The 25,465-nt window shown below is 72.5% G+C and carries 21 protein-coding genes, 1 tRNA gene and 1 pseudogene; 17 read left to right on the forward strand and 6 right to left on the reverse strand.

The features are described from left to right. Positions 1 to 64 precede the first annotated feature (64 nt). Positions 65 to 2,890: a penicillin acylase family protein gene (locus ABT360_RS06655; protein WP_351811736.1), complete on the forward strand. Its 2,826-nt coding sequence runs from the start codon at positions 65 to 67 to the stop codon at positions 2,888 to 2,890. A 28-nt stretch (positions 2,891 to 2,918) separates the two neighbouring features. Here ABT360_RS06655 and ABT360_RS06660 read toward each other — a convergent pair whose 3' ends face one another. After that, positions 2,919 to 3,500 (reverse strand): 5-formyltetrahydrofolate cyclo-ligase, encoded by a 582-nt coding sequence (locus ABT360_RS06660; protein WP_351811738.1) that lies wholly within the window; start codon positions 3,498 to 3,500, stop codon positions 2,919 to 2,921. Positions 3,501 to 3,607: 107 nt separating this feature from the next. Between ABT360_RS06660 and galU the strand changes: the two genes are divergently transcribed. The 8 genes from galU (at position 3,608) to ABT360_RS06700 (ending at position 11,314) form a co-directional block, all read left to right on the forward strand. Then, positions 3,608 to 4,519, forward strand: a complete 912-nt coding sequence (galU, locus tag ABT360_RS06665) for a UTP--glucose-1-phosphate uridylyltransferase GalU (protein ID WP_351811742.1) — start codon at positions 3,608 to 3,610, stop codon at positions 4,517 to 4,519. Next, positions 4,516 to 5,823: a molybdotransferase-like divisome protein Glp gene (glp, locus tag ABT360_RS06670; RefSeq protein WP_351811745.1), complete on the forward strand. Its 1,308-nt coding sequence runs from the start codon at positions 4,516 to 4,518 to the stop codon at positions 5,821 to 5,823. Before galU ends, glp begins: the two co-directional genes overlap by 4 nt. A 126-nt stretch (positions 5,824 to 5,949) precedes the next feature. Next, on the forward strand, positions 5,950 to 6,453 hold the full coding sequence (gene moaC, locus ABT360_RS06675; protein WP_351811748.1) for a cyclic pyranopterin monophosphate synthase MoaC: 504 nt from the start codon (positions 5,950 to 5,952) through the stop codon (positions 6,451 to 6,453). Positions 6,454 to 6,569: 116 nt separating this feature from the next. Beyond that, a complete protein-coding gene (locus ABT360_RS06680; RefSeq protein WP_351811868.1) occupies positions 6,570 to 7,061 on the forward strand; it encodes a MogA/MoaB family molybdenum cofactor biosynthesis protein in 492 nt (163 codons plus the stop codon). Continuing rightward, positions 7,058 to 7,678 (forward strand): GNAT family N-acetyltransferase, encoded by a 621-nt coding sequence (locus ABT360_RS06685; RefSeq protein ID WP_351811751.1) that lies wholly within the window; start codon positions 7,058 to 7,060, stop codon positions 7,676 to 7,678. Before ABT360_RS06680 ends, ABT360_RS06685 begins: the two co-directional genes overlap by 4 nt. 157 nt (positions 7,679 to 7,835) lie before the next feature. Continuing rightward, complete coding sequence (gene sepX / locus ABT360_RS06690) at positions 7,836 to 8,897, forward strand: divisome protein SepX/GlpR (protein ID WP_351811754.1); 1,062 nt, start codon at positions 7,836 to 7,838, stop codon at positions 8,895 to 8,897. Positions 8,898 to 8,994: 97 nt separating this feature from the next. Continuing rightward, positions 8,995 to 9,068: transfer RNA gene (locus ABT360_RS06695), tRNA-Ala, on the forward strand. Between the two features lie 359 nt (positions 9,069 to 9,427). Continuing rightward, positions 9,428 to 11,314, forward strand: coding sequence for an RICIN domain-containing protein (locus ABT360_RS06700; protein WP_351811757.1), 1,887 nt, complete (start codon positions 9,428 to 9,430; stop codon positions 11,312 to 11,314). A gap of 564 nt (positions 11,315 to 11,878) precedes the next feature. Here the strand turns inward: ABT360_RS06700 and ABT360_RS06710 are convergent. Together ABT360_RS06710 and ABT360_RS06715 are read right to left on the reverse strand one after the other, a co-directional pair. Continuing rightward, positions 11,879 to 12,838 carry a trypsin-like serine peptidase gene (locus ABT360_RS06710; protein WP_351811760.1) on the reverse strand — a complete coding sequence of 320 codons (960 nt, stop codon included), beginning with the start codon at positions 12,836 to 12,838 and terminating at the stop codon, positions 11,879 to 11,881. Between the two features lie 172 nt (positions 12,839 to 13,010). Further along, complete coding sequence (locus ABT360_RS06715) at positions 13,011 to 13,490, reverse strand: GNAT family N-acetyltransferase (protein WP_351811763.1); 480 nt, start codon at positions 13,488 to 13,490, stop codon at positions 13,011 to 13,013. A gap of 59 nt (positions 13,491 to 13,549) precedes the next feature. On the opposite strand from ABT360_RS06715, the gene ABT360_RS06720 reads away from it, so the two are divergent. Beyond that, positions 13,550 to 14,347 (forward strand): exodeoxyribonuclease III, encoded by a 798-nt coding sequence (locus tag ABT360_RS06720; protein ID WP_351811765.1) that lies wholly within the window; start codon positions 13,550 to 13,552, stop codon positions 14,345 to 14,347. Positions 14,348 to 14,815: 468 nt separating this feature from the next. Then, positions 14,816 to 15,421 (forward strand): annotated as a pseudogene (locus tag ABT360_RS06725) (DUF6528 family protein); the annotation flags it as partial. Positions 15,422 to 15,462: 41 nt separating this feature from the next. Here the strand turns inward: ABT360_RS06725 and ABT360_RS06730 are convergent. Next, positions 15,463 to 16,164: a TetR/AcrR family transcriptional regulator gene (locus tag ABT360_RS06730; RefSeq protein ID WP_351811768.1), complete on the reverse strand. Its 702-nt coding sequence runs from the start codon at positions 16,162 to 16,164 to the stop codon at positions 15,463 to 15,465. 63 nt (positions 16,165 to 16,227) lie between these two features. Here ABT360_RS06730 and ABT360_RS06735 point away from each other — a divergent pair, with 63 nt between their 5' ends. Continuing rightward, positions 16,228 to 16,614, forward strand: a complete 387-nt coding sequence (locus tag ABT360_RS06735) for a DUF6463 family protein (protein WP_351811771.1) — start codon at positions 16,228 to 16,230, stop codon at positions 16,612 to 16,614. On the opposite strand, the gene ABT360_RS06740 is transcribed toward ABT360_RS06735, so the two are convergent. After that, positions 16,604 to 17,230 (reverse strand): MerR family transcriptional regulator, encoded by a 627-nt coding sequence (locus ABT360_RS06740; RefSeq protein WP_351811871.1) that lies wholly within the window; start codon positions 17,228 to 17,230, stop codon positions 16,604 to 16,606. The genes ABT360_RS06735 and ABT360_RS06740 overlap by 11 nt on opposite strands. 303 nt (positions 17,231 to 17,533) lie before the next feature. Here ABT360_RS06740 and ABT360_RS06745 point away from each other — a divergent pair, with 303 nt between their 5' ends. The 4 genes from ABT360_RS06745 to ABT360_RS06760 all read left to right on the forward strand — a co-directional run bounded on the left by ABT360_RS06745 (position 17,534) and on the right by ABT360_RS06760 (position 21,123). Continuing rightward, positions 17,534 to 19,051 (forward strand): flavin-containing monooxygenase, encoded by a 1,518-nt coding sequence (locus ABT360_RS06745; RefSeq protein WP_351811774.1) that lies wholly within the window; start codon positions 17,534 to 17,536, stop codon positions 19,049 to 19,051. Continuing rightward, the gene (locus tag ABT360_RS06750; RefSeq protein WP_351811777.1) at positions 19,048 to 19,926 is read left to right on the forward strand and encodes an alpha/beta fold hydrolase; all 879 of its coding nucleotides are present in this window, start codon (positions 19,048 to 19,050) and stop codon (positions 19,924 to 19,926) included. The genes ABT360_RS06745 and ABT360_RS06750 overlap by 4 nt, the downstream gene beginning before the upstream one ends. Beyond that, positions 19,923 to 20,804: an SDR family oxidoreductase gene (locus tag ABT360_RS06755; protein WP_351811780.1), complete on the forward strand. Its 882-nt coding sequence runs from the start codon at positions 19,923 to 19,925 to the stop codon at positions 20,802 to 20,804. Before ABT360_RS06750 ends, ABT360_RS06755 begins: the two co-directional genes overlap by 4 nt. Before the next feature lie 112 nt (positions 20,805 to 20,916). After that, the gene (locus tag ABT360_RS06760; RefSeq protein WP_351811783.1) at positions 20,917 to 21,123 is read left to right on the forward strand and encodes a hypothetical protein; all 207 of its coding nucleotides are present in this window, start codon (positions 20,917 to 20,919) and stop codon (positions 21,121 to 21,123) included. 241 nt (positions 21,124 to 21,364) lie between these two features. On the opposite strand, the gene ABT360_RS06765 is transcribed toward ABT360_RS06760, so the two are convergent. Continuing rightward, positions 21,365 to 24,721, reverse strand: coding sequence for a S41 family peptidase (locus tag ABT360_RS06765; RefSeq protein WP_351811786.1), 3,357 nt, complete (start codon positions 24,719 to 24,721; stop codon positions 21,365 to 21,367). Positions 24,722 to 24,862: 141 nt separating this feature from the next. Between ABT360_RS06765 and ABT360_RS06770 the strand changes: the two genes are divergently transcribed. Then, entirely contained in the window at positions 24,863 to 25,435 is a 573-nt protein-coding gene (locus tag ABT360_RS06770) for a TetR/AcrR family transcriptional regulator (protein ID WP_351811789.1), read from the forward strand. Positions 25,436 to 25,465 lie beyond the last annotated feature (30 nt).

Here is a 25,465-nt window from a genome sequence, read left to right on the forward strand (position 1 = left end):
GGTGGGCGCTGCGCCTATGGTTGCTCCAGCACTCCAGGACCAGCCTGCGCCTCGAAGGACAGCGATGCCCGCCAACACCACCGCCGCTTCCACCAAGAAGAAGGGGCGACGTGCCCGTCTGCTCGTGCTCGCCCTGGTGCTGGCGCTGGTCGCAGGCGTCGGCTACGGCGCCTACTGGAGCGTCAGCACCGTGCGCGCCCCCTTCCCGCAAACCACCGGCACTCTCAAGCTGGACGGGCTGTCCGGGCCCGTCGACGTGAAACGGGACGACTACGGCGTTCCGCAGATCTACGCCTCCACCGACGAGGACCTCTTCCGCGCCCAGGGCTACGTCCAGGCGCAGGACCGGTTCTGGGAGATGGACGTCCGCCGCCACATGACGGCCGGGCGCCTGTCCGAAATGTTCGGCAAGGAGCAGGTCGAGACGGACGCGTTCCTGCGGACCCTGGGCTGGCACCGGGTGGCCCAGGAGGAGTACGACAAGCTGCTGTCGCCCGAGACCAAGAAGAACCTCCAGGCGTACGCGGACGGCGTCAACGCCTACCTGAAGGGCAAGGAGGGCCGCGACGTCTCGGTCGAGTACGCCGCCCTCGCCTTCAGCAACGACTACGCCATCGAGCCCTGGACGCCGGTCGACTCCGTGGCCTGGCTCAAGGCGATGGCCTGGGACCTGCGCGGCAACATGCAGGAGGAGATCGACCGTTCGCTGATGACCACCAGGCTCAGCGAGAAGCAGATCAAGGACCTCTACCCGGCGTACCCGTACGACCTGCACCGCCCGATCGTCGACAAGGGCGGGGTCGACAAGGCGGCCGGGAAGTTCGACCCCTCGGCCGAGGGCGGCAGCCAGGACGGGGACTCGGGAAGCGGCCAGGGCACGGGTACGGGCCAGGGTCAGGGACAGGACTCGGGCCAGGGCCAGGGCCAGGGTCTCGGCACCGGCCAGGGTTCCGGCACCGCCCAGGGCGCCACCCAGGGCCTCCAGTCGCAGCTCTCCGCGCTGTCCGCGTCCCTGGAGAAGATCCCCGCCCTGCTCGGCCCCAACGGCAACGGCATCGGCTCCAACTCCTGGGTCGTCTCCGGCAAGTACACGACCACCGGCAAGCCGCTGCTCGCCAACGACCCGCACCTGGCGCCCCAGCTGCCCTCCCTCTGGTACCAGATGGGCCTGCACTGCCGTTCGGTCTCCGACAAGTGCCGTTACGACGTGGCCGGCTACACCTTCGCCGGTATGCCCGGCGTGATAATCGGCCACAACCAGGACATCGCGTGGGGCTTCACCAACCTGGGAGCGGACGTCAGCGACCTGTACCTGGAGAAGATCACCGACCGCGGCTACCAGTACGACGGCAAAGAGCTGCCCTTCGTCACCCGCGACGAGGTCATCAAGATCGCCGGTGCCAAGAGCAGGACCATCACCGTCCGGTCGACGAACAACGGCCCCCTGGTCTCCGACCGCAGCAACGAGCTGGAGAAGGTCGGTGACGAGGCCCCCGTCGACGCCCTCGCCCCGGACCGCGGCGACGGCTACGCGGTCGCCCTGCGCTGGACCGCGCTGGACCCGGGCAAGTCCATGGACGCCGTGTTCAAGCTGAACCGCGCGACGGACTTCAAGCAGTTCCGTGAGGCCGCCCGCGACTTCGAGGTGCCCTCCCAGAACCTGATCTACGCCGACGCCAAGGGGGCCCAGGGCAACATCGGCTACCAGGCGCCGGGCAGGATCCCGATCCGCCAGAAGGGCCACGACGGCACCATGCCGGCGCCCGGCTGGGACAAGAAGTACACCTGGAAGAAGACGTACGTCCCCTTCGAGGAGCTGCCCTACGAGGAGAACCCGGAGCGCGGCTACATCGTGACCGCCAACCAGGCCGTCATCGACTCCGGGAAGTATCCGTACCTGCTCACCGAGGACTGGGGCTACGGCTCGCGCAGCCAGCGCATCAACGACCTCATCGAGTCCAAGACCAAGGACGGGGCCAAGGTCTCGACCGAGGACATGCGCACCATGCAGATGGACAACAGCAGCGAGATCGCCAAGCTGCTGACGCCCTACCTGCTGAAGATCGACATTTCCGACCCGCACGTCCGTGAGGCCCAGAAGCTCCTCGAGGGCTGGGACTACACCCAGGACGCGGACTCGGGCGCGGCCGCCTACTTCAACGGCGTGTGGCGCAACGTCCTCAGGCTGTCCTTCGGCAACAAGCTGCCCAAGGAGGTGCGGGTGAAGGGCGAATGCCTGAACGTCCGTTCCGCCGACCTCACCGGACCCGTCGACGAGCAGGACAGGCTGGTACGGGAGTGCGGGCAGCGTGACGCCGAAACGGCCCAGCCGGACGGCGGCGACCGCTGGTACGAGGTGGTCCGCCGGATCCTGAAGGACGAGAAGAACGAGTGGTGGAAGTCGCCCCGCAGCCGGACCCACGACGGTACGGACACGCGTGACGAGCTGCTGAAGCGCGCCATGGAGGACGCCCGCTGGGAGCTGACCTCCAAGCTCGGCAAGGACGTCAACAGCTGGAGCTGGGGCCGGCTGCACCAGCTGACCCTGAAGAACCAGACCCTCGGCACCGATGGCCCGGGCGCCATCCAGTGGCTGCTCAACCGGGGTCCATGGAACCTGTCGGGCGGCGAGGCGGCGGTCAACGCCACCGGGTGGAACGCGGCCGGCGGGTACGGGGCCCTGTGGGTGCCGTCGATGCGGATGGTCGTGAACGTCGGCGACTGGGACAAGTCCCGCTGGATCAACCTGACCGGCGCGTCCGGACACGCCTACAACGCCCACTACACCGACCAGACCGACAAGTGGGCCAAGGGCGAGCTGCTCGACTGGGCCTACGGCAAGCAGGCGGTCGACGCCAGGACCGTCGACACGCTCGTCCTCATGCCGTAGCGGAACGCCTCGGGGGCCCTGACGGCCCTCATGCCCGGAAGCGGAGGGTGACCTCCGGGGTCACCACCGCGTGCACGGGGTGGTCGTGCGGTTCCTCCGGGACCCGCTCGACCACCTCGTTCGCGTACAGGAGCACCACCAGCGCCGGATCGTGCCCGGCCCGTGCGATACGGGCCAGGACCCGGTCGTACGAGCCGCCTCCCCGTCCGAGCCGCATGCCCCGCGCGTCCACCGCCAGGCCGGGCAGGAGGACCGTGCCGGCCTCCAGGACGGCGTCCACGCCCAGCCGCGGCCCGGAGGGCTCCAGGAGGCCTCGCCGGGCCCGTACGAGCCGCTCAGCGCCCTCGTAGGCGGCCCAGTCCAGGTCGTTGTCCTCCAGCAGGACCGGCAGCAGGACGCGAACGCCCCGCTCGTGCAGTGCGTCGAGCAGCGCGCGCGTGCCCGGTTCGCTCCCTATGGAGACGTATGCGGCGACTGTCCGTGCCCGTCGCAGCTCGGGCAGGTTCAGGGCGAAGTCCGCGAGAACCGTGGCGGCCTTCTGGACGTCATCACTGGTCAGGAGGGCGCGCGCGGCGAGGAGTTGGCGCCGCAGAGCGGTCTTTTCGGGCATGCTGCCGGTCACGGTGGCGTCACAAACCTCTCGTACATGGCCGTATGGGTACGAAGTTAACCGGAAGCTAATCTTCCACCCCATACCGACCGGATATGGTGCTCCGCATGACTCAGTCGCACCCCAGGATCAGCAAGGCTGTCATCCCCGCCGCCGGCCTCGGCACCAGGTTCCTGCCGGCCACGAAAGCCACTCCCAAAGAGATGCTGCCTGTGGTCGACAAGCCCGCCATCCAGTACGTGGTCGAGGAGGCCGTGGGCGCCGGCCTCTCCGACGTACTGATGATCACCGGCCGCAACAAGCGGCCGCTCGAGGACCACTTCGACCGCAACTACGAGCTCGAGGAAGCCCTCATCAAGAAGGGCGACCAGGAGCGCCTCGCCAAGGTCCAGGAGTCCAGTGACCTGGCCACCATGCACTACGTCCGCCAGGGCGACCCGCGCGGTCTCGGCCACGCCGTCCTGTGCGCCGCCCCGCACGTCGGCAACGAGCCCTTCGCCGTCCTCCTCGGCGACGACCTCATCGACCCGCGCGACCCCCTGCTGTCCCGCATGGTCGAGGTCCAGGAGCGCGAGGGCGGCAGCGTCATCGCCCTCATGGAGGTCGAGCCGTCCCAGATCCACCTCTACGGCTGCGCGGCCGTCGAGCCCACCGGCGACGCCGACGTAGTGAAGGTGACCAACCTGGTCGAGAAGCCCGACCAGGCCGAGGCACCCAGCAACTACGCCATCATCGGCCGGTACGTCCTCGACCCCGCCGTGTTCGGGATACTGCGGGAGACCGAGCCGGGCCGGGGCGGCGAGATCCAGCTGACCGACGCCCTGCAGAAACTGGCCGCGGACGAGTCGGTGGGCGGCCCGGTGCACGGCGTCGTCTTCAAGGGCCGCCGCTATGACACCGGTGACCGTGGCGACTACCTGCGGGCCATTGTCAGACTCGCGTGCGAACGTGAGGATCTGGGACCGGACTTCCGGAACTGGCTGCGCGGTTACGTCACCGAGGAGATGCAAGGACTGTGAGTACGACCTGGTCGGTGGACGAGCACCTGGAGGACATCCTCCAGGCGGTCCACCCGCTCGACCCGATCGAGCTGCCGCTGCCCGACGCCCAGGGCTGTGTCCTGGTCGAGGACGTCATGGTGCCCGTCGCCCTGCCACCCTTCGACAACAGCTCCATGGACGGATACGCGGTACGGGTCGCCGATGTCACCGGCGCCACCGAGGAGTTCCCGGCGGTGCTCACGGTCATCGGTGACGTGGCGGCGGGCAGCGAGGGACTGCCCACCGTCGGCCCCGGCCAGGCCGCCCGCATCATGACCGGCGCCCCGCTGCCGCCCGGCGCCGAGGCCGTCGTCCCGGTCGAGTGGACCGACGGCGGCACCGGCGGCGCGCCCGCCACCGGTATGCGGGCCGCGAGCGCCGCCCCCGAGGGCGCCACCGGTGAGGTCCGCGTCCACCGCCCGGCCGAGGCGCGCGCCCATGTGCGCGCACGGGGCAGCGACGTCCAGGCCGGCGACCTGGCCCTGGAGGCCGGCACGGTCCTCGGCCCGCCGCAGATCGGACTGCTCGCCGCCATCGGGCGCGGCACGGTGCGGGTGCGTCCCCGCCCGCGTGTGGTCGTGATCTCCACCGGCAGCGAACTGGTCCAGCCCGGCGAGGAACTGGGCCAGGGCCGGATCTACGACTCCAACAGCTTCGCCCTGGCCGCCGCCGCGCGTGACGCCGGCGCCATCGCCTACCGGGTCGGCGCCGTCACCGACGACGCCACGACGCTGCGCGCCGCCATCGAGGACCAGCTGATCCGCGCCGACCTCCTGGTCACCACCGGCGGGGTCAGCGTCGGCGCGTACGACGTCGTCAAGGAAGCCCTCTCCTCGGTGGGCGACGAGGACGAGCCGGGCAGCGGCATCGACTTCCGGAAGCTCGCCATGCAGCCGGGCAAGCCGCAGGGCTTCGGCTCCATCGGCCCGGAGCACATCCCGCTCCTGGCCCTGCCCGGCAACCCGGTCTCCAGTTACGTCTCCTTCGAGCTGTTCGTCCGCCCCGCGATCCGCGCCCTGATGGGCCTGGGGGACGTGCCCGACTCCCAGCGGCCACGCGTGCGTGCCGCCCTCGCCGCCGACAAGCCGCTGTCCTCGCCCGCCGGCAAGCGCCAGTTCCTGCGCGGCACGTACGACGCCGAGGCCGGCACGGTCACCCCTGTGGGCGGCACCGGGTCCCACCTGATCGCGGCCCTCGCCCACGCGGACGCCCTGCTCGTCGTCCCCGAGGACACCACCAAGGTCGAGCCGGGCGACGAACTGGACGTGGTCCTCATCGGCTGACACCCGGGCCGTGGCGGTACGGTGTCTGCCGCTGTGCCTTCCCGGGGGACCACCCCCGGCCCCCGGCGGCGCGACAATGGCCGTGCGGGGCAATCGGCGCCGGAACACGCGAGGCGGAGTTCAGCAGTGAGTACGCAAGGCAGCCTGACGCACATCGACGAGTCGGGGGCGGCCCGCATGGTCGACGTCTCCGAGAAGGACGTCACCGCCCGCACCGCCCGCGCCACCGGCCGGGTCCTCGTCTCGCCCCGGGTGATCGAGCTGCTGCGGGGCGAGGGCGTCCCCAAGGGCGACGCGCTCGCCACCGCCCGTATCGCGGGCATCATGGGCGCCAAGCGCACCCCTGACCTCATTCCGCTCTGCCACCCGCTGGCCGTCTCGGGCGTGAAGCTGGACCTGTCGGTCGCGGACGACGCGGTCGAGATCGCGGCGACCGTGAAGACCACCGACCGCACGGGCGTCGAGATGGAGGCCCTGACCGCCGTGTCGGTGGCCGCGCTGACCGTCGTCGACATGATCAAGGCCGTCGACAAGGCGGCCGTCATCACCGACGTACGGGTGGAGGAGAAGACGGGCGGAAAGTCCGGCCACTACCGGCGCGCCACCGAGGCGGACGGAGCGGCCCAGTGACCCCCCGGGCCGGGCACGTCCACGGAGCGCACGACGCCCACCGCGCACCGGACGCCCACGAGCGGCACGCCGCCGGCGAGCACGCCTCCCAGCCGGCTCCCGCACTCGGCGGCGCTCTGCTCGCGGACTACAGCGCCCTGGTCGTCACCGCCTCCAACCGGGCGTCCGCCGGGGTGTACGAGGACAAGGGCGGCCCGATCCTCGTCGAGGGCCTCACCGCGCTGGGCTTCGCCGTCGACGGCCCGGTGGTCGTCCCCGACGGCGACCCCGTGGAGGCGGCCCTGCGCGAGGGGGTCACCGCCGGGTACGACGTCATCGTCACCACCGGTGGCACCGGTATCTCGCCCACCGACCGCACCCCCGACGTCACCCGGCGGGTCCTCGACCACGAGATTCCCGGCATCCCGGAGGCGATCCGCGCGTACGGCCGCGACAAGGTCCCGACGGCCGCCCTCTCCCGGGGGCTCGCCGGGGTCGCCGCCGGCACCCTGATCGTGAACCTGCCGGGCTCCACCGGCGGCGTACGCGACGGCCTGGCCGTCCTCGGCCGGATCCTGGTCCACGCGGTCGACCAGCTGCGCGGCGGCGACCACCCCAGACCGTCATGAACCCGGCCTGGCCCGTGACGCTGGCGGACGGCGCCGTCGTCCTGCGGCCGATAAAGCTGCGCGACCAGCGGGACTGGCGCGAGGTCAACCGGCGCAACCGCGACTGGCTGCGCCCCTGGGAAGCGACCATCCCGCCGCCCGCGCCCGGTGTCCCGCTCACCCAGCGCCCCACGTACCGCCAGATGGTCCGCCATCTGCGCGCCGAGGCGAACGCGGGGCGGATGCTGCCGTTCGTCGTCGAGTACGAGGGCCGGCTGGTCGGGCAGCTGACCGTCGCGGGCATCACCTGGGGCTCGATGTGCTCGGGCCATGTCGGGTACTGGGTGGACCGCGAGGTCGCCGGCCGGGGCGTCATGCCGACCTCCGTGGCGCTCGCCGTCGACCACTGCTTCCGCACGGTGGGTCTGCACCGGATCGAGGTGTGCATCCGGCCCGAGAACACCCCGAGCCGCCGGGTCGTCGAGAAATTGGGATTCCGCGAGGAGGGACTGCGTCCCCGCTACCTCCACATCGACGGCGACTGGCGCGACCATCTCGTCTTCGCGCTCACCGCCGAGGAGGTCCCGGAGGGGCTGTTGCGCCGCTGGCACAGGATCAGTCGCGGAACGCCACGCTGACCGATCACATTAATAAAATAAATGTTCGAATTCGGTCGCCGTTCTCTCGTAAACGGTCGAATCAATCACAAAAAAACTCAATGAGATCAGCCAGATCGTGCGACACACCGGCCCAATTGGCCGATGGCCGGATGCGAACCCCTCTACGGTGTGAGGCGTGAGCAGCAGCGGCCTCATCTACGCAGTCATCGTCGGGGCCTGGGCCGCCTACCTGGTGCCGATGTGGCTCCGCAGGCAGGACGAGCTGAACGAAGCCCGTCCGACGGAACGCTTCAGCACCGCCATCCGGCTCCTGTCCGGACGGGCGGGCATGGAGCGCCGGTACGCCAAGGAGCTGCGCGAGCGCACCGCCGAACAGGCGGCGTCGCCCGACGTCGACCCGGACGCCGAGACGGAGCATCTGAGCTCGGTCGACGTCCGGGCCTTCGCCGCGCCCCCGGACCGTACGGAGGCGCGCCTGGAGGTTCCCTCGGTCCCGCCGGCGAGGCAGCGCCCCGCCGGGCGCCCCCGGCCGGCGGGTGCGGCGGCCGAGCGCGCCCGGCGCTCGAAGGTCCTCGCCCGGCGCCGGCGCACCACGGTCGTCCTCTTCCTCGCCTTCACGCTCGGCGCGATCGTCGCGGCCGTCGGTGGCCTGGCGTTCCTGTGGGCCCCCGGGGTCCCGGCCGTGCTGCTGAGCGCGTACATCGTGCACCTGCGGGCCCAGGAGCGCCGGCGTTTCGTGTACGTCATGGACCGGCGCCGCGCCGAGGCGGCCGCCCAGCGCCTCCGCGAGAGCCGCCCGCGCGGCCGGCCCGCCCCGGAACAGGACGACGCGCCCGAGGCCCGCCACCCGCAGCCGGAACCCGAACCGGCCCCCGCGCTCACCCCGCAGGAGGCCGGGCGCCGCGCGCTGGTCGAGCAGACCGACCACGCCGAGTGGGTGGACCAGCAGCGAGACCACGGCCCGACCCGCGGCGACAGCTGGGACCCGGTCCCCGTGCCGCTGCCCACGTACGTCACCGCGCCGGTCGCCCCGCGCGCGACGGGGGGTGTCGACGTCACCGACCCCGAGACCTGGAGCGCGGCCCGGTCCTCCGCCGCGGAACCCACCCCGCCGCCGGCCACCCGCCAGAACCCCCACCCGAGCCCGTACCCGCCGCGCCGCTCCCACGACCACGGCCGGACACCGCTCTTCGACCAGTACGCGGACGAGGACCGTCCCCGTGCCGCCAACGAGTGAGGGGCCGCTGACGGTGGCGTGAGGCACCTCTCCGTGGCCCGCGGGGAACGGATTTCCAAGCACCCGGATCGGGATGCTAATGTTTCACACGTCGCAAGGGCCTGTGGCGCAGACTGGTAGCGCACCTCGTTCGCATCGAGGGGGTCAGGGGTTCAAATCCCCTCAGGTCCACGCACACACAAGATCCCGTCCGATCATTCCGATCGGGCGGGATCTTGTCGTTGGTGACCAGGTGACCAGGTGACCAGGTGCCCGGGTGGCCGTGGGCGGGTCCGCAGGAGCGCGCCCGTGCCGAACGGGCGGGGCGGGTTCGAATTGCCGAGGGGCGTTACTCGCCGGAACTCTTGTTCCCTACCGGCGAGTTATGGAAAGCTGTGCAGCCCCGCGGGCCCAACCGGGCTCAATTGAGCGGCAGTTCGAATTCCTGGGCGGTGGCACCCCTAAAAGGGAATCGCGCCGACAAGGTATGTACCAATCAGGCTGCGTTCTCCTTCAGCCCCCCACCGCAATGCCCTGAATGGAAATGTCCCATGCCCTCTCCCCGTCCCGAGCATTCCGTCCCGCCACCGCCCCCCTACGCACCCACCTCGGGAGGGGCGGACGCGGCACTGGCCGACATGCTGGGCGCGGCGCCCGGCAGCGGGGGCCCGGCGGACTCCTATCCCGCGACCGTGCTGATGGCCCGGCACTGCGGAGCCGTCAGCGACTACGCGGCGCTGCTCACCGCATCGCGCACCTACGCCTCGATGGCCGTGTCGGCCGCTTTCGCGCAGGTGCTGGACGAGCTGCGGTACGGCGGCGGAGGCGGTACCGAGGGGGCGTTGCGGCCGCGGCTGCTGGTGGCGGTCCGCCGTACCGTCGCCGAGTGGGCCGGGGACGCCCGTATCGCGGCCCTGCTGACCGGGCTGCCGCGTCCCGCCGGGCCCGCGCCCGACCGGCAGCTCGTCGCCCGCGCGTTCGCGGCACTGCCCCGACCGGCGCAGGTACTCCTCTGGCACAGGGAGGTCGAGGCGGAGGGGATATCCATTCCGGCCGCTTTGCTTGCCATCGATCCCCGTGCCGCGACCGCACAACTCGAAGACGCCCGTGAACTGTTCCGCGCCGGTTGTCTGCGCGCCCATTCCGAGCTCGCGGCGGACCCGGAATGCCGTCACTACAACCGGCTGCTCGACATATCACTGCGCCGCGGCGGCGCGCTGATCCCCGACATTCAGCGGCATTTGGCGAAGTGCCGGCACTGCCGGTACGCGGCGGACCAGTTGCGCCACTCCGACGGGCGGCTGGCGCTGCTGCTGGCCGAGGGCGTGCTCGGCGAGGGCGCCCGCGGGTACGTCGAGTCGCGGCCCGGCCGCTCCCGTGCCCGGTCTCGCACCGGTGCGCCGGCCGAGGCGCGGAGGGCGGGCCGTCACTCGCGGGCCGTCCCGGTGGGGGCCGCGCGGCGCCTCGCCAGGGCGGTGCCGGGCGGGGGAGCGCTCCTGGTGGGGCTCGGGCTCGTGATGGCCGGCGTCCTGGGCGTGGCGGTCGTGTCGGGCCTGCGGACGGACCCGGGCGGTGGCAGCGGGCACGAGGCAGGCTCGGTGCCCCCGGGCGGCACGGTGGCTCCGCCGGGCGGCGCCACCCCCGCGCCGGGCTCCCGGCCCAGTGCCGCCCCGCCGCGGCCGCCCGCGTCCGCCGGGCACGGGAGCGGGGCCCTGAGCACCCGGTTGCGCAACGCCGAGGCGAGGTTGTGCCTCGACATCCGCGACGGCCGGCCGCAGGTCGGCACCGAACTCACGCTCGCGCCGTGCTCGGGCTCCCCGACGCAGTCCTGGCGGTACGAGCGGGACGGGCTGCTGCGGAGTGCCGCGGCACCGGTCCTGTGCCCGAACTCGCAGGAGCCCTCGGGCGTGGTCGTCCTGCGGCTGTGCGCGACGCAGGCCGCCGCGACCGTGCGGTACGACCTGAGCATCCAGGGGCATGTCGTGCCCCGGTGGCACGCGGGCCTGGGCCTGATACCCACCACCGCTCAGCCGGGGACCACCGTGGTGGTCAAGCTGCGCGACGGATCGGCGTCCCAGCGCTGGCTGACCGACAACGCTGTCGCCGCCCCCTCGCCCCGGCGGGCGGCCGACGGGCCGGGGGAGGCCGGGGACACCGGGGAGGTGGAGACCGCACGCTCCGGGAAGGGCCCGTCACCGGACCGGCCGTCCGGCCCGCCGACGGCCGCCCCCGGGCGCGGAGCACCGCCCGGGACGCCCTCCGGCGAGCGGTACGGCGTCCGCGGCGTCAGCGACCAGGCCCCCGGCCCGCAGCCAGGACCGGACTCAGGCCCGGCACCCGCGCCGGACTCCCGTCAGGGCCCGGAACCGGTGCCCCTGGAGGGTGTCGCGGCATCCGTCCTCGCCCTCGTACCGGGGATCGTGGTCACCGCGGGCTGAGGACCGATGGCGTCCGGGCCGCGTGCCGCAGGATCGTCCCGATCGCCGCCCGTGACGGTGTGAGCCGGACCGCCGTGTTGCGCAGGGCGACGGCCACCGGGTGTGCCGGCTGCCGGCCCGTCCGCCCCGCCCCGCAGGGCCGCCAGGGCCACCGCCTGGCTGCGCGGGCGCCGTTCCGCGTCGTACCGGGCCGGGGCCCCAGGTCGGTGGATGCCGTGGCGGCCGGCGAGAGCGCGGCCCCCCGCGTCGGCCGGGGCGGCGGCGGTCCCTCGCCCGGTACGCGTGCGCCGTCGAGAGCGTGCGCCACTCGGAGCCGAGGGGAGATCCTCCTCCCGCGAGAACGCCGCGAGGGACGCCGTACGGAATCTCCTCGCCGTGCACGGGGTGCCCGACCCGGACGGGCGGACCGTGACGCTGCCCGCCCGCGTGGACGGGCTGGTCTTCGACCGGCTGATCGGGGGAGCGGGAGGGGGCTCCACCAGGACATCCGCGGCGTGGTGGACACGGCGCTGCCGCCGTGAGCCCGGCGGGTACGCGAACCCCCGCCGGGCACCGGGGCTCAGGTCAGGAGACCTGGGCCTTGTCGTACAGGGCCTTGGCCTCGTTGCCGAAGTACGGGCCGAACATCCGGTTCGGCAGGAACGTGTAGCCGAAGCTGTTCACCGAGACCTGGAGGCCCGTGCCGGCCGTCTCGCTGAATCCGGTGAACCAGGGGCCGCCGCTGGAGCCGCCCGTCATGTTGCAGCCCAGGCTGTGGTCCTGGGAGAAGAGGAAGTCCTTGGAGGAGTTCCCGCTGCAGTAGATCAGCTTCGAGCCGTCGTACGGGGACGCGGCCGGGAAGCCGAAGGCGTACATCTGCTTGTTGTAGCCGCCGTTGAACTGGATGCCCTGGGCGCCGGTGACGGAGGTGAGTTTCTGACCGTTGAGGGGGGCGACGACGGCCGCGCCGATGTCGTGGTTGATGTCCTCGCTCGCCTCCCACTGCGGGGTGGTCAGCGTCTTGGTGGCGGTCCACTGGCCGTAGGGGGCCTGGCCGTTGTTGTACGCGGGGACGAAGACCCAGTTGGTGTGCCAGCTGCCCTGGTACTTCACGCAGTGCCCGGCGGTGATGACCGTGCTGGCGTTCTGGCTGGTCACGGCATTGCCGGAGCAGGAGGCGGTACGGCCCTGGAAGGTGAAGAACACCCGCCCGGACGTCTTCACGACCGCTCCGCCACCACTCCAGGCCCCGCCCGCCTGCGGGAAGGCGGTGGGCGCGATGGTGGTCGGCGCCGAGCCGTTCGGCTTCGGGGCCTTGAGTTTCTTGACGGCCTGCGGGGTGAGGAGCAGGTCGAGCGGCGCGGCGCCGCGCATCCGCTCGGCGGTCCAGAAGGTCCGTGCCTTGTGCTGTTCGGCGGCGGTGACGGTCCTGGTGTCAGGGGCGGGTGCCGGCCCGGCCGCGGTGGCGGTGGTGGTCGACAGGGCGCCGGTGAGCAGGGCTCCGACGGTCAGCAGGACGCCCATGGCGGTGCGTTGGCCTCTCACGCATGTCTCCTTCTGCCGTGCCCGGGGCGCGGTCGGCGCGGCCGGGCAGGGTGGGGGAACGAAGAGCGGTGCGGATCGACGTGCGTGAGGCAGGGTGCCACGGGCGGCGGTACTTTGTCAGGAGCGCGTCACGATGACTTCTGTTGTCCGCCGTCACGGGGGGCGTGCGTCGTCACGTGAGTGGCTTCGCGAAACAGCGGCTGCTCTCGTACTCGCGGTAGTAGCCGAACTTGGCGCACGGCTCGTATCCGCTGGACGTGTAGAGCGCGATGGCCTCCGGCTGGGCGTCACCCGTCTCCAGCACCATGCGGGTGCGGCCGGCGGCCCGGGCGTCGTCCTCCAGGGCGGCGAGGATGCGGCGCGCGAGGCCCAGGCCCCGCGCCTCGGGAACCACGTACATGCGCTTGAGCTCGGCGTCGCCGTCCGCGTACCCCTCGTCGTTCGCGTCCTGGGTGCGCCAGCCGCCGGTGGCGACGGGACGGTCGTCCGTGTCGTACGCGATGAGGTACAGCCCGCGCGGCGGGCGGAACATCGTCGGGTCCAGCGGCGTGAGGTCGCCCTCGTCGCCGTACCGCTCGGCGTACTCCAGCTGCACCATGTCGTTGAGTTTGCGGGCGTCGGGGTGGTCGAACGGCCGAGACTGAATAATCATGCGAGGTGTCGTACAATCATGCGAAGCGATCTTCGAGGCGTTGTCGGTAGGGTGCGCGGATGCTCATTGTGACGTCCGTGAACGTGAACGGTCTGCGCGCCGCCGCCAAGAAGGGCTTCGTGGAGTGGCTGGCCGCCACCGAGGCCGACGTGGTGTGCCTCCAGGAGGTACGGGCCGAGGAGTCCCAGCTCCCCGAGGCGGTCCGGGCGCCCGAGGGGTGGCACACCTTCCACGCCCCGGCCGCCGCCAAGGGCCGCGCGGGCGTCGCCCTCTACACGCGGCGTGAGCCCGACGCCGTACGGACCGGGTTCGGGTCGAGCGAGTTCGACGGCACCGGCCGGTACGTGGAGGCCGACCTGCCCGGCGTCACCGTCGCCAGCCTCTACCTCCCCTCGGGCGAGGTCGGCACGGAACGGCAGGACGAGAAGATCCGCTTCATGGGCGAGTTCCTGCCGTACCTCAAGGAGCTCAGGGAGCGCGCCGCCGCCGACGGCCGCGAGGTGGTCGTCTGCGGCGACTGGAACATCGCCCACCGCGAGGCCGACCTGAAGAACTGGAAGGCCAACCGGAAGAGCTCCGGCTTCCTCCCCGAGGAGCGGGAGTGGCTGACCCGCGTCTTCGACGAGGCGTCGTACGTGGACGTCGTGCGGGCCCTCCACCCCGACCTGGAGGGGCCGTACTCGTGGTGGTCCTACCGGGGCCGCGCCTTCGACAACGACGCGGGCTGGCGCATCGACCTCCAGGTGGCGACGCCCGGCCTCGCCGCCCGCGCGGTCAAGGCGTGGGTGGAACGCGCCGCGACGCACGGCGAGCGGTGGAGCGACCACGCCCCGGTGACGGCGGCGTACGACCTGTAGGGCAGGCGGGCACGCGGGCAGCGGCAAGCGGGATGGCGTGATCCGGAAGTGAGGGTGTGTCACTGCTTGTGTGGCGAGCCCGGGTTCGGGGGAAACCTTCTGGCAAGGTAAGGCGGTGTGCGCATCACCGCCGTACGTACGCCGCTGAAGTCCGTCCTGATCGCGGCCGTCACGTGCGGACTGCTGAGCGCCGCCACCGTACCGACGTCGGCCACCGTCCCGGTTCCCGCTGCCGAGATCCCCGCCGGGACGCCCGACGTCCTCCTCACCGATCAGGCCTCCAGGCGCGTCCTGCTCCTCGACGGCCGGCGTCGCGACTGGGACCCGGGCGCTGATCCGGCGGTCGTGAAGTGGGCGTTCTCGCCGGTCGGGGACGCCCGGTACGCGGACCTGGAGCCGGACGTCAGCTGGGTGCACCCGAGTGAGGCCAAGGTGCGGACGTGGCGCGGCCGGACGTATGTGCTGACCGTGGCCTCGTACGGCTTCGCGGCGGTGGTCGCCCACCCGTCGGGCGAGCGGTACTGGGGCGCGACGCTCTCGCCGGGCACCATCCGCGACAACCCGCACAGCATCGAGCTGCTGCCGGACGGCAATGTCGCCGTGGCGGGCAGCACCGGCGGCGTCGTACGGCTCTACGCGGCCTCGGCCTCCCGGGGGCGCGCGGACGTGCCGTATGCGACGTACCGGCTGAAGGACGCCCACGGGCTCCAGTGGGACGCCGGGCGGCGGGTGCTGTGGGCGCTGGGCGGGGACCGGCTGGTGGCGCTGAGGGTGGGCGGTACGGCGGCGGAGCCGACCCTCGACGAGTCCTACGAGGCGCGGCTGCCGAGTCCGCACGGCCACGACCTGGGGCAGGTGGCGGGCGACCCGGACCGGCTGTGGGTGAGCAGCGGCTCGGCCGTGTACCAGTACGTGAAGAGCACCGGGCAGTTCCTGCGGGACTTCCCGGGCGCGGCGGGGATCAGCCGGGCGCGGGTCAAGGCGGTGGGGGACGACCCGGCCACCGGCCAGGTGATCTCGACGGTGCCGGAACGGGGCCTGGGGGAGACCTGGTGGACCCGGCACGTGGCGGTGCACCGGCCGGCCGGGAGCTACCGGCTGGCGGACGGGGGCATCTACAAGGCGCGGTGGTGGCGGCCCTCGCCCTGCGCCCGGCCGGGCGTGCCGGATGCGGCGGGTGCGGCGGCCGTGTCCAGCGCGGTGCCGGGGTCGGTACCGGCGTCCGTGCCGCCGTCAGCCGCAGCGTCGGCGTCCGCTTCTGCCAGGAGCGCGTGTGCGACGAGCGAACCCAGCCGTGCCGCCACACCGTCCGGCCGGCGGTGCTGTACGTAGAGCGTGGTGAACACCGGGCCGGTGAGCAGCGCGTGGACCAGCGCCACATCCGGAACGGCGGGCAGCTCGCCCCGCTCCACCGCGCGCTCCAGGACCGCGGTGACGACCTCCTGCTCGCGCACGACGAAGGTGTCGTGGATGCGGGCGGCGAGGTCCGAGGAGGCGCCCACGTCGGCGAGCAGGCCCGGCACGGCGGCGGCCGCGGCGGGGGTCGCCATGTGGTCGACGATCTCCTGGGCGAGGGCCGCCAGGTCGCCTCGCAGGGAGCCGGTGTCCGGGGGCGGCGGGAGGTCCGGGGTGTGCACCGCCGCCGCGAACACCATGTCCTGTTTGGTGCTGTACCGCCGGTAGATCGCCGCCTTCCCGATGCCCGCGCGCTGCGCCACGGCGTCCACCGTCAGTCCGCCGTATCCGTGGGTGGAGAGAAGTTCGCGGGTGGTGCGGAGGATCGCTTCGTCCACCCTGCTGTCCCTGGGGCGTGCCATGTGCCCCATGATACGGTACTTACAGTTCCGAAACTATCGGTACCGTAAAGGGGGATGGCGGACATGGCTGCTCTGTGGGCGGGACGGATACTGGTGGCGCTGGGTGCCCTGCACCTGGTCGTCACGGGTGCGCAGAACACGCGGTACCTCGACGAGTGGTTCACCGGCGCGCTCTGGGGTTTGCCGCGCGACGAGTTCGTGCACCCGGGCGGTGCCGTCGGTGCGTTCTGGTTCGTCCTGGGGAGCTTCGCGGTCCCGATGCTCCTGCTGGGTGTGCTCGTCGCCCACCTGGCCCGCCGCCGGGTCGCGGTGCCGCGGTCGGTCGGCTGGCTGCTGGGCGCCTGGTGTCTGGTGGCGGCGGCGATCCTGGAGCCGACGCCCATGCTGCTCGGCCTCGTACCGGCGGTGCTGCTGATCCGGGCGCCCCGCGCGCCGCGCGCTACTGCCTGAGGGCGCGCAGGCGGCGGTCCAGGGCCATCGAGACCTCCGCCTCCACCACGCTCTTCGCCAGCGGGCGCAGCCGTACGACATCGGCGTCACTCACCGCGTGGGTGTGCAGCAGCTCGGCGAAGAGGGCTGCGAGGCCGTCGGCGTGTTCCCGGACACGCGCCGCGGCGGCCAGGACCGCGGACAGCGGGACGCCCTCCTTGACGAGGGCGGCCGAGACCTCCAGCAGGCGGCGGCTGACGTGGACGATCTCCTCGCCGTCGGTGGCCAGGTAGCCGAGCTCCAGGGCGGCGGCGAAGTTCTCGGGTGTGACCTGGTCGCCGAAGTGGTCGGCCAGTTCCTCGGGGGTGAGCCGGACCGGCTCCTCCTCGGTCGGTTCGCCGAGCCCGAGCACCTCGCCGACGTCGCGTCCGCTCTCGAAGGCGGCGGCAAGGTCGGCGATGCCGTTGAGGGTGTGGCCCCGTTCCAGCAGGGCGGCGATCGTCCGCAGCCGGGCCAGGTGGCGGGGCCCGTACCAGGCGATGCGGCCCTCGCGGCGGGGCGGTGGTATCAGGCCGCGCTCGCGGTAGAAGCGCAGGGTGCGGGCGGTGATGCCGGCCTCTTCGGCCAGCTCCTCCATGCGGTACTCGCGGGTGTCGGCGGCCCGGTGGGCCGGTCCGTCCCCGTCGGCGTGCGTCGGTCCCTGTGCGGGGCGGTTGCTCTTCCGGTCGTTCGTCCGGCTGTTCGTCCGGCCGTCCGCAGGTTCGTCCGCCCGCCCGTTCGCCCGCTGGTTCGTCACGTCCGCAACCTTATGTCGTACCGCCGGTAACTTCCTTGGCCCGACCCCTACCGCTCGGTAAGGACCTGCTCTACTCTCCCAACAACCGTGCCAGTGATTGCTGGCAGAGTATTGCGGATCTCGGATTTCCGATGCGGAGGCGGCATGAGCCAGCACGAGCATGTACGAGTGGCGGTGATCGGATCCGGATTCGGCGGCCTCGGAGCCGCCGTCCGGCTGCGCCGCGAGGGGATCACCGACTTCGTCGTCCTTGAGCGGGCCGACTCCGTCGGCGGCACCTGGCGCGACAACAGCTACCCCGGCTGTGCCTGTGACGTACCGTCACACCTCTACTCGTTCTCCTTCGCGCCCAACCCCGACTGGCCGCGCACCTTCTCCGGGCAGCGGCACATCCGCGCCTACCTGGAGCACGTCACCGACACCTTCCAGTTGCGCCCGCACATCCGCCTGAACCACGAGGTGCTGATGATGCGCTGGGACAACGACGAGCTCCGGTGGGAGATCGAGACCTCCGGCGGGACGCTCACCGCCGACGTCGTCGTCTCCGCGACCGGTCCGCTGTCCGACCCCAGGATCCCGGACATCCCGGGGCTCGCCGCCTTCGAGGAGGCGGGCGGCAAGGTCTTCCACTCCGCCCGCTGGGACCACGACTACGACCTGACCGGCAAGCGCGTCGCCATGATCGGCACCGGCGCCTCCGCCATCCAGATCGTGCCGGCGATCCAGCCGAAGGCCGGCCGGCTGACGCTGTTCCAGCGCACTCCGGCCTGGGTCATGCCCCGCATGGACCGCCCCATCAGCGGCGCCGAGCGGTGGCTGCACCGGCAGCTGCCGTTCACCGGGAAGGCGCGGCGCGGACTGCTCTGGGGTATCCGGGAGTTGCAGGTCAGCGCGTTCACCAAGCGGCCGAACGAACTGCGGCTGGTCGAGTCGATCGCCAAGTCCAACATGGCCAGGGCCATCAAGGACCCCGCGCTGCGGGCCAAGCTGACCCCCTCGTACCGCATCGGCTGCAAGCGGATCCTGCTGTCCAGCGAGTACTACCCGGCCCTGGCGCAGCCCAATGTGGACGTCGTCGCCTCCGGGCTGGCGGAGGTGCGCGGCTCGGCCGTCGTCGCCGCCGACGGGACGGAGGCCGAGGTCGACGCCATCATCTTCGGCACCGGGTTCCGCGTCACCGACATGCCGATCGCCGAGCGTGTGGTGGGCGCGGACGGCATCACGCTCGCCGAGGCGTGGAAGGACGGCATGGAGTCGCTGCGCGGCGCGACCGCAGCCGGGTTCCCCAACTGGATGACGATCATCGGGCCGAACACCGGCCTCGGGAACTCCTCCATGATCCTCATGATCGAGTCACAGCTGAACTACATGGCCAGCTACCTGCGGCAGCTGAACCTGCTCGGCGAGCGTGCCGCCCTCGCCGCCCGTCCCTCGGCGGTCGCCGCGTGGAACCGGCGCGTACAGGCCCGGATGGAGCGGACGGTGTGGAAGGCGGGTGGCTGCGACAGCTGGTACCTGGACGCCAACGGACGCAACACCACGCTGTGGCCGGGCACGACGTCCGAGTTCCGGCGGGCGACACGGGCGGTGGACCTGTCGGAGTACGAGGTCGTCCGCGCCCGCTCGCTCCGGGCCGCGAAGCCGAAGGAGGCCGCGGCATGAGGATCGTCCCCGCCGTCTCCGCCGACGGATCGACGCTGCACGTCGAGGTGTACGGGCCCGACGGCGCCCCGGCGGTGGTGCTGGCCCACGGCTGGACCTGCTCGACGGAGTTCTGGGCCGCCCAGATACGGGACCTGTCCGCCGACCACCGGGTGATCGTCTACGACCAGCGCGGTCACGGGCGCACGCCCGCGGTGGGGCGGTCCGGGTACTCGACGGACGCCCTCGCCGACGACCTGGAGGCCGTGCTGGCCGCCACGCTGGCGCCGGGTGAGAAGGTCGTGCTCGCCGGGCACTCCATGGGCGGTATGACGCTCATGGCCGCCGCAGGGCGACGGGGGCTGCGCGAGCACGCGGCGGCCGTCCTGCTGTGCAGCACGGGCCCCTCGCGGCTGGCCGCCGAGTCGCTGGTGCTGCCGCTGCGGGCCGGCCGGCTGCGGACCCGGCTGACCCGTGCCGTGCTGGGCGCCCGGGCGCCCCTCGGGCCGGTGACCCCCGTGTCGAAGGCCCTCCTCAAGTACGCCACGATGGGCCCCGGTTCGGCCGCCGAGCGGGTCGCGGAGTGCGCCCGGATCGTGCACGCCTGCCCGCGCGCGGTGCGGGTGGCGTGGTCGCACGTGCTCGCCGAGCTCGATGTCGAGTCGGGCGTACGGGAGTTGACCGTGCCGACGGCCGTGCTCGTCGGTACCGCCGACCGGCTCACGCCGCCCGTGCACGCGCGGGCTTTGGCCGCCGCGCTGCCCGAGTGCGTCGGGCTGGAGGAACTGGCGGGCGTCGGGCACATGACGCCGGTCGAGGCGCCGGAGGCCGTGACGGCCCGGATCCGCGCCCTGGTGACGACGTACGCCCGTACCGAGCAGGAGGAAGTGGCATGAGCAGGGTGAGCCTGGAGGGACAGGTCGCCGTCGTCACGGGCGGGGCGCGGGGTGTCGGCGAACTGCTGGCGCGCAAGCTGTCCGCGCGGGGCGCGAAGGTCGCGCTGCTGGGCCTGGAACCGGAGTTGCTGAAGGAGGTCTCCGGGCGGCTGCACACCGAGAGCGACTGGTGGCACGTCGACGTCACCGACCACGAGGCGATGGCCCAGGTGGCGAGTGAGGTGAAGGAGCGCTTCGGCAAGGTGGACATCGTCGTCGCCAACGCGGGCGTGGCGGCGGGCGGTCCGTTCGTGGACTCCGACCCCGTCGCATGGCGGCGGGTCATCGAGGTCAATCTGATCGGCGGCGCGGTGACGGGGCGGGCGTTCCTGCCGGTGCTGATGGAGAGCCGGGGCTACTTCCTCCAGATCGCGTCGCTGGCGGCGATCACCCCGGCGCCGATGATGACCGCCTACTGCGCGTCCAAGTCGGGCGTGGAGGCGTTCGCGCACAGCCTGCGCGCGGAGGTCGGCTACAAGGGCGTGCGGGTCGGCGTGGGCTACCTGTCGTGGACCGACACCGACATGGTGCGCGGCGCCGACGAGGACGACGTGATGCGGGAGTTGCGGCAGCGGCTGCCGTGGCCGTCGAACCGTACGTACCCGCTGGGCCCGGCGGTGGACCGGATCGTCGCGGGCATCGAGCGGCGCTCGGCCCACGTGTACGCGCAGTGGTGGCTGCGGGGCATGCAGTCGGTGCGCGGCTACCTGCCGGGGCTCATCGCCACCGTCGGGCAGCGCGAGATGCGGCGCTTCGAGCCGCGGCTGGCGAATGTGCGGAAGGGGCTGGTCGGGGCGGGCGGCGCGGCGGACGAACTGGCGCGTACGCAGAGTGACTGAACCGTCACCGCTTGATCGAAATGCGCGCTATGTCCGGGCGTGTCAGGCTGGTCGACGCCGGGAGCCGATCGCGGCTCCCGCAGTCCCCCACACCCTTTCAGGAGAAACCTCGATGGGTATCGCAGACCAGTTCAACGACAAGGCGCAGGAGATGAAGGACCAGGCCAAGCGCCGGGCCCAGGACGCGAAGCGCGAGGCGCAGGAGCGTACGCAGAAGGGCCAGCAGAAGGGCCAGCAGAAGGACCGCCAGCCGCGCGACGAGCGGCGGCAGGGCCTGCAGGACGCGCAGGGCATGCCGCGGGACCCGATGGACGTCTGACGACGCGGCCACTGTGAGGGCGCACCCGGGACGCCGGGTGCGCCCTTGCGCGGTGGGAGCTGCCGCGCCCCGGCGCGGTGGGGGTCGGGGCAAGGTACCGCCGGTGCTCCTGATCAGCTCCTTGAGGCCGGCGCGCGCGTCGTCCGGTTCACCCGGGCACAGCAGGCCGCGCCGGGCTTCACCCCGCCCCGAATACCGGCGGCTGTGCGACCTCTCGCTGTCAGGGAAGGCGCCCCGGCCCTCAGGAGTTCGGCCTCGGGGGGAGCTTCGGCCGGGCCAGGGAGGGGACCTGGGAGTAGTCCGGGGGGCGGGAGGCCGGGTGGGTGGACAGCAGGTCGAGCGCGACCTCCACCGCGTCCGCGAGCTGGCGGTGGCGGCCCTCCGCCCAGTCGAGCGGGGTGCGCAGGATCTCGATGTCGGGGGCCACGCCGTGGTTCTCGACGGACCAGCCGTACTCGTCGAACCAGGCCGCGTTCATCGGCACCGTGATCACCGTGCCGTCCCCCAGCCGGTGGCGGCCCGTCATGCCGACGACACCGCCCCAGGTGCGCTGCCCGACCACGGGGCCGAGGCCCAGCAGTTTGAACGCGGCCGTGATCATGTCGCCGTCCGACGCCGTGGCCTCGTCCGCGAGCGCGACGACCGGGCCGCGCGGGGCGCTCGACGCGTACGAGACGGGCTGGGCGCCCCGCGTGAGGTCCCAGCCCAGGATCCTCCGGGTGAGCTTCTCGACGACGAGCTCGCTGATGTGCCCGCCCGCGTTGCCCCGGACGTCCACGATCAGGGCGGGCCGGGCCACCTCCATCCGCAGGTCCCGGTTGAACTGGGCCCACCCCGAGCCGCCCATGTCAGGGATGTGCAGGTATCCGCACTTGCCGCCGCTCAGCTCCCGCACCACCTCCCGGCGCTTGGCGACCCAGTCCTGGTACCGCAGCGGCCGCTCGTCGACCAGCGGCACGACGGCCACCCGCCGCGGGCGGCCCTCGCCCCCGGCGGGGCGGAACGTCAGCTCGACCGTCGTCCCGCCCGCCCCGGCCAGCAGCGGGTACGGGCCCGCCACGGGGTCCACCGGGCGGCCGTCCACGTGGGTGAGGACCGCGCCCTCCCGGATGCCCGTACCGGCCAGCGGGGAACGCGCCTTGGAGTCGGACGACTCGCCCGGGAGGATCCGCTTCACCACCCACCCGCCGTCCCGGCACACGAAGTTGGCCCCCAGCAGGCCCTGGGCGCGCTGGTAGTGCGGCGGGCCCTCGTTGCGGCGCGCGGGCGTGACGTACGCGTGCGAGGTGCCCAGCTCGCCGAGCACCTCCCGCAGCAGGTCGGCGAACTCGTCGGGCGAGGCGACCCGTTCGACGAGCGGGCGGTACTGGTCGAGGACGGCGTCCCAGTCGATGCCGCTCATGCCCGGGTCCCAGAAGTAGGCGCGGATGATCCGCCCCGCCTCGTCGTACGCCTGGCGCCATTCCGCGCCCGGGTCCACCTCGTGCAGGATGCGGCGGGAGTCGACGTACACGGTGGAGTCGCTGTCGCCGGGCTCGGTCGCCGGGACCGCCCGCAGGTCGCCCTCGTCGACCACGACGAGCCGTGTCCCGTCGCCGCTCACGGCGTACCAGTCGAGGTGGTCGACCAGCTCGGTCCTGCGGGCCTTCGCGAGGTTGAAGTGTTCGAGGGTGGGCCGCCCGGAGGTGTCGGCCGGGTTGACGAACGTCTCGCCCAGCGCGCCCGAGATGGGCCACCGCAGCCACACCAGGCCACCGCCGCTCACCGGGTGCAGGGACGAGTACTTGGAGGCGGCGACCGGGAAGGGCGTCACCCGGTTCTCCAGCCCCTCGAACTCGACGACCACCGTCCCGTCGCCCTCCGTCGCCTCCTCCGCGAGGTCCAGTCCGCCCGCCGCCGGCCGCCCCTCGGGCGACAGCGCGAACGGGGACGGCGTGGTGGAGGCGAGGGGCACGAGGTAGGGGCGGCAGCCGAGCGGGAAGGACAGGTCCCCGGTGTGGACGTCGTACACCGGGTCGAAGCCCCGCCAGGACAGGAAGGCGAGGTAGCGGCCGTCCCTGGTGAACACCGGGCTCTCGTCCTCGAAACGGCCGTTGGTGACGTCCACGATCGTCCGGTCCTTGATCCGGGCGATCTTGATCTGGCGCAGCGACCGCCCGATGCCCGGGTGCGACCAGGTGAGCCAGGCGCCGTCGGGGGAGAACGCCATGTCCCGCACGGGGCCGTTGATCGAGCGGATCAGCTCCGTCAGCCCATGGGCCGGCCCGCCCTCCGGCCCGCTGCCCGGCTCGGCGTCCGGCTGACCCTCCGGCCCGCTGCCCGGCTCGCCGTCCGGCTCCTCGGAGCCCCCGGGCTCGCCGGACTCCTCCGGCACGTCCAGCAGCAGCAGCCGTCCGTCGTTCGACGCGATGGCCAGCCGCTCGCCGTCCGGGTCGGCCACCATCTCCGTGACGTGCCCCAGTCCGCCGGCCGCGAGCCGCCTCGGCCGGCGGTCGCCGCTCGCCCGCGGCAGGTGGGCCACCTCGACGGCCTCCTCGCCCTCGGCGTCGGTGACGTACGCGATCCGCCCGCTGCTGCCGAGCATCTCCGGCATCCGCACCCGCACGCCCGGGGTGTCGGCGATCGTCCGGGCGGGCCCGTCCCGGTGGGTGAGCCAGTACAGGCTGCCGCGTACGGAGACGGCGCTGGCCCGGCCCGTCTCGTCCACCGACACGGCGTCCACGTTGTTCGCCGCGGGCACCTGGTACGTGCGCCGCCCGGCGCGGGGGCCGCCGAGCCGTACCGCCAGCTTCCGGGGCTCGGAGTCGGGCGTCAGGGCGTCCACGATCCACAGGTCGCCGGCGCACTGGTAGACGACGCGGCGCCCGTCGGAGGAGGCGTGCCGGGCGTAGAAGTCGTCGTGGTCGGTGTGGCGCCGGAGGTCGGTGCCGTCCGGGAGGCACGAGTAGAGGTTGCCGACGCCCTCGTGGTCGGAGAGGAAGGCGATCCGGCCGTCCACGAACATCGCGCAGTCCAGGTGGCCCTCGAGGTCCGGCAGCAGCCGCTCCCCGTGCAGCCACAGCCGCCCCGTCGCCCCGCCCCAGTACCGCTTCCACGCGGCGGGCTCGTGCGGCGGCTTGCCGGTCAGCAGGAGGGTGAGGTGCTTGCCGTCGACGTCCGCGACCGCGATGTCGGAGACCGGCCCCCAGGGCAGGCGCCCGCCGGGGGAGCCGTCGACCGGGACCTTGTAGGCCCACGAGAAGTGCGAGAACGGCTGACCGTGCGAGGCGACGGCCAGGATCTCGCCGTCCGGCGTCCAGCCGCACACGCGCGTGTCGAGCGATCCCCAGTAGGTCAGCCGGCGCGCGGGCCCGCCGTCGACCGGCGCCAGGTGGATCTCCGGGTCCAGGCTGCGCCAGGTCGTGTACGCGATGTGCCGCCCGTCCGGCGAGAAGCGCGGGTGTCCCACGCGCGTCCGGTCGACCGTCACGCGCCAGGCACGGCCGGGCGGATCGCCCTCGGGGGCCAGGGGCGCGACCCACAGGTCGTCCTCGGCCGCGAAGCACAGCAGGCCGTCGTGGAGGTGGGGATAGCGGAGGTATGCGCCGTCGCTGCTCACACAGTCATGCTTTCCGCGCTCGGGGGGCCCGGCAACCCGATCACGTGATCCAGTCCACGTACGAAACAGTTTCGTTTCGCAGCGGGCTGTCGTAGGCTCGTATGTGTACGAAACCGTTTCGTCTCGATGGGAGCCGAAGGCATGGCACGCGGCAGGCTCACCCCGGAGCGCGAGGCCGAGCTGTACGAAGCCGTGCTCGCCCTGCTCCGCGAGGTCGGTTACGACGCCCTCACCATGGACGCCGTCGCCGCCCGCACCCGCTCCAGCAAGGCCACCCTCTACCGCCAGTGGGGGAGCAAGCCCGAGCTGGTCGCCCACGCCCTGCGGCACAACAAGCCGGTCGACATCTCCGGGATCGACACCGGCTCTCTGCGCGGCGACTTCCACGAGATCCTCGCGCGCTCCGACGACTGCCAGATGGAGCGGGACTCCGCGCTGATGCGGGGCCTCGCCCATGCCGTCCACGACAACCCCGACCTGCTCCAGGCGCTGCGCGAGCTGCTCGTCGAACCCGAGATGACCGGGCTCGCCGAGGTACTGGGCCGCGCGGTGCGGCGCGGTGAGGTCGCCGCGGACAACCCGGCGCTGAAGCTCGTCCCGCACATGGTCATCGGCGCCTTCGTCGCCCGGCCCTTCATCGAGGACCGCCCGGTCGACCAGGCCTTCCTCACCGATTACGTCGACGCCGTGGTCCTCCCCGCCCTGGGCGTCTGACACTCCACCGCACCACCAGCGCCACCACGT

The organism is Streptomyces sp. NPDC000229, from assembly GCF_040300825.1.
Lineage (GTDB): Bacteria > Actinomycetota > Actinomycetes > Streptomycetales > Streptomycetaceae > Streptomyces.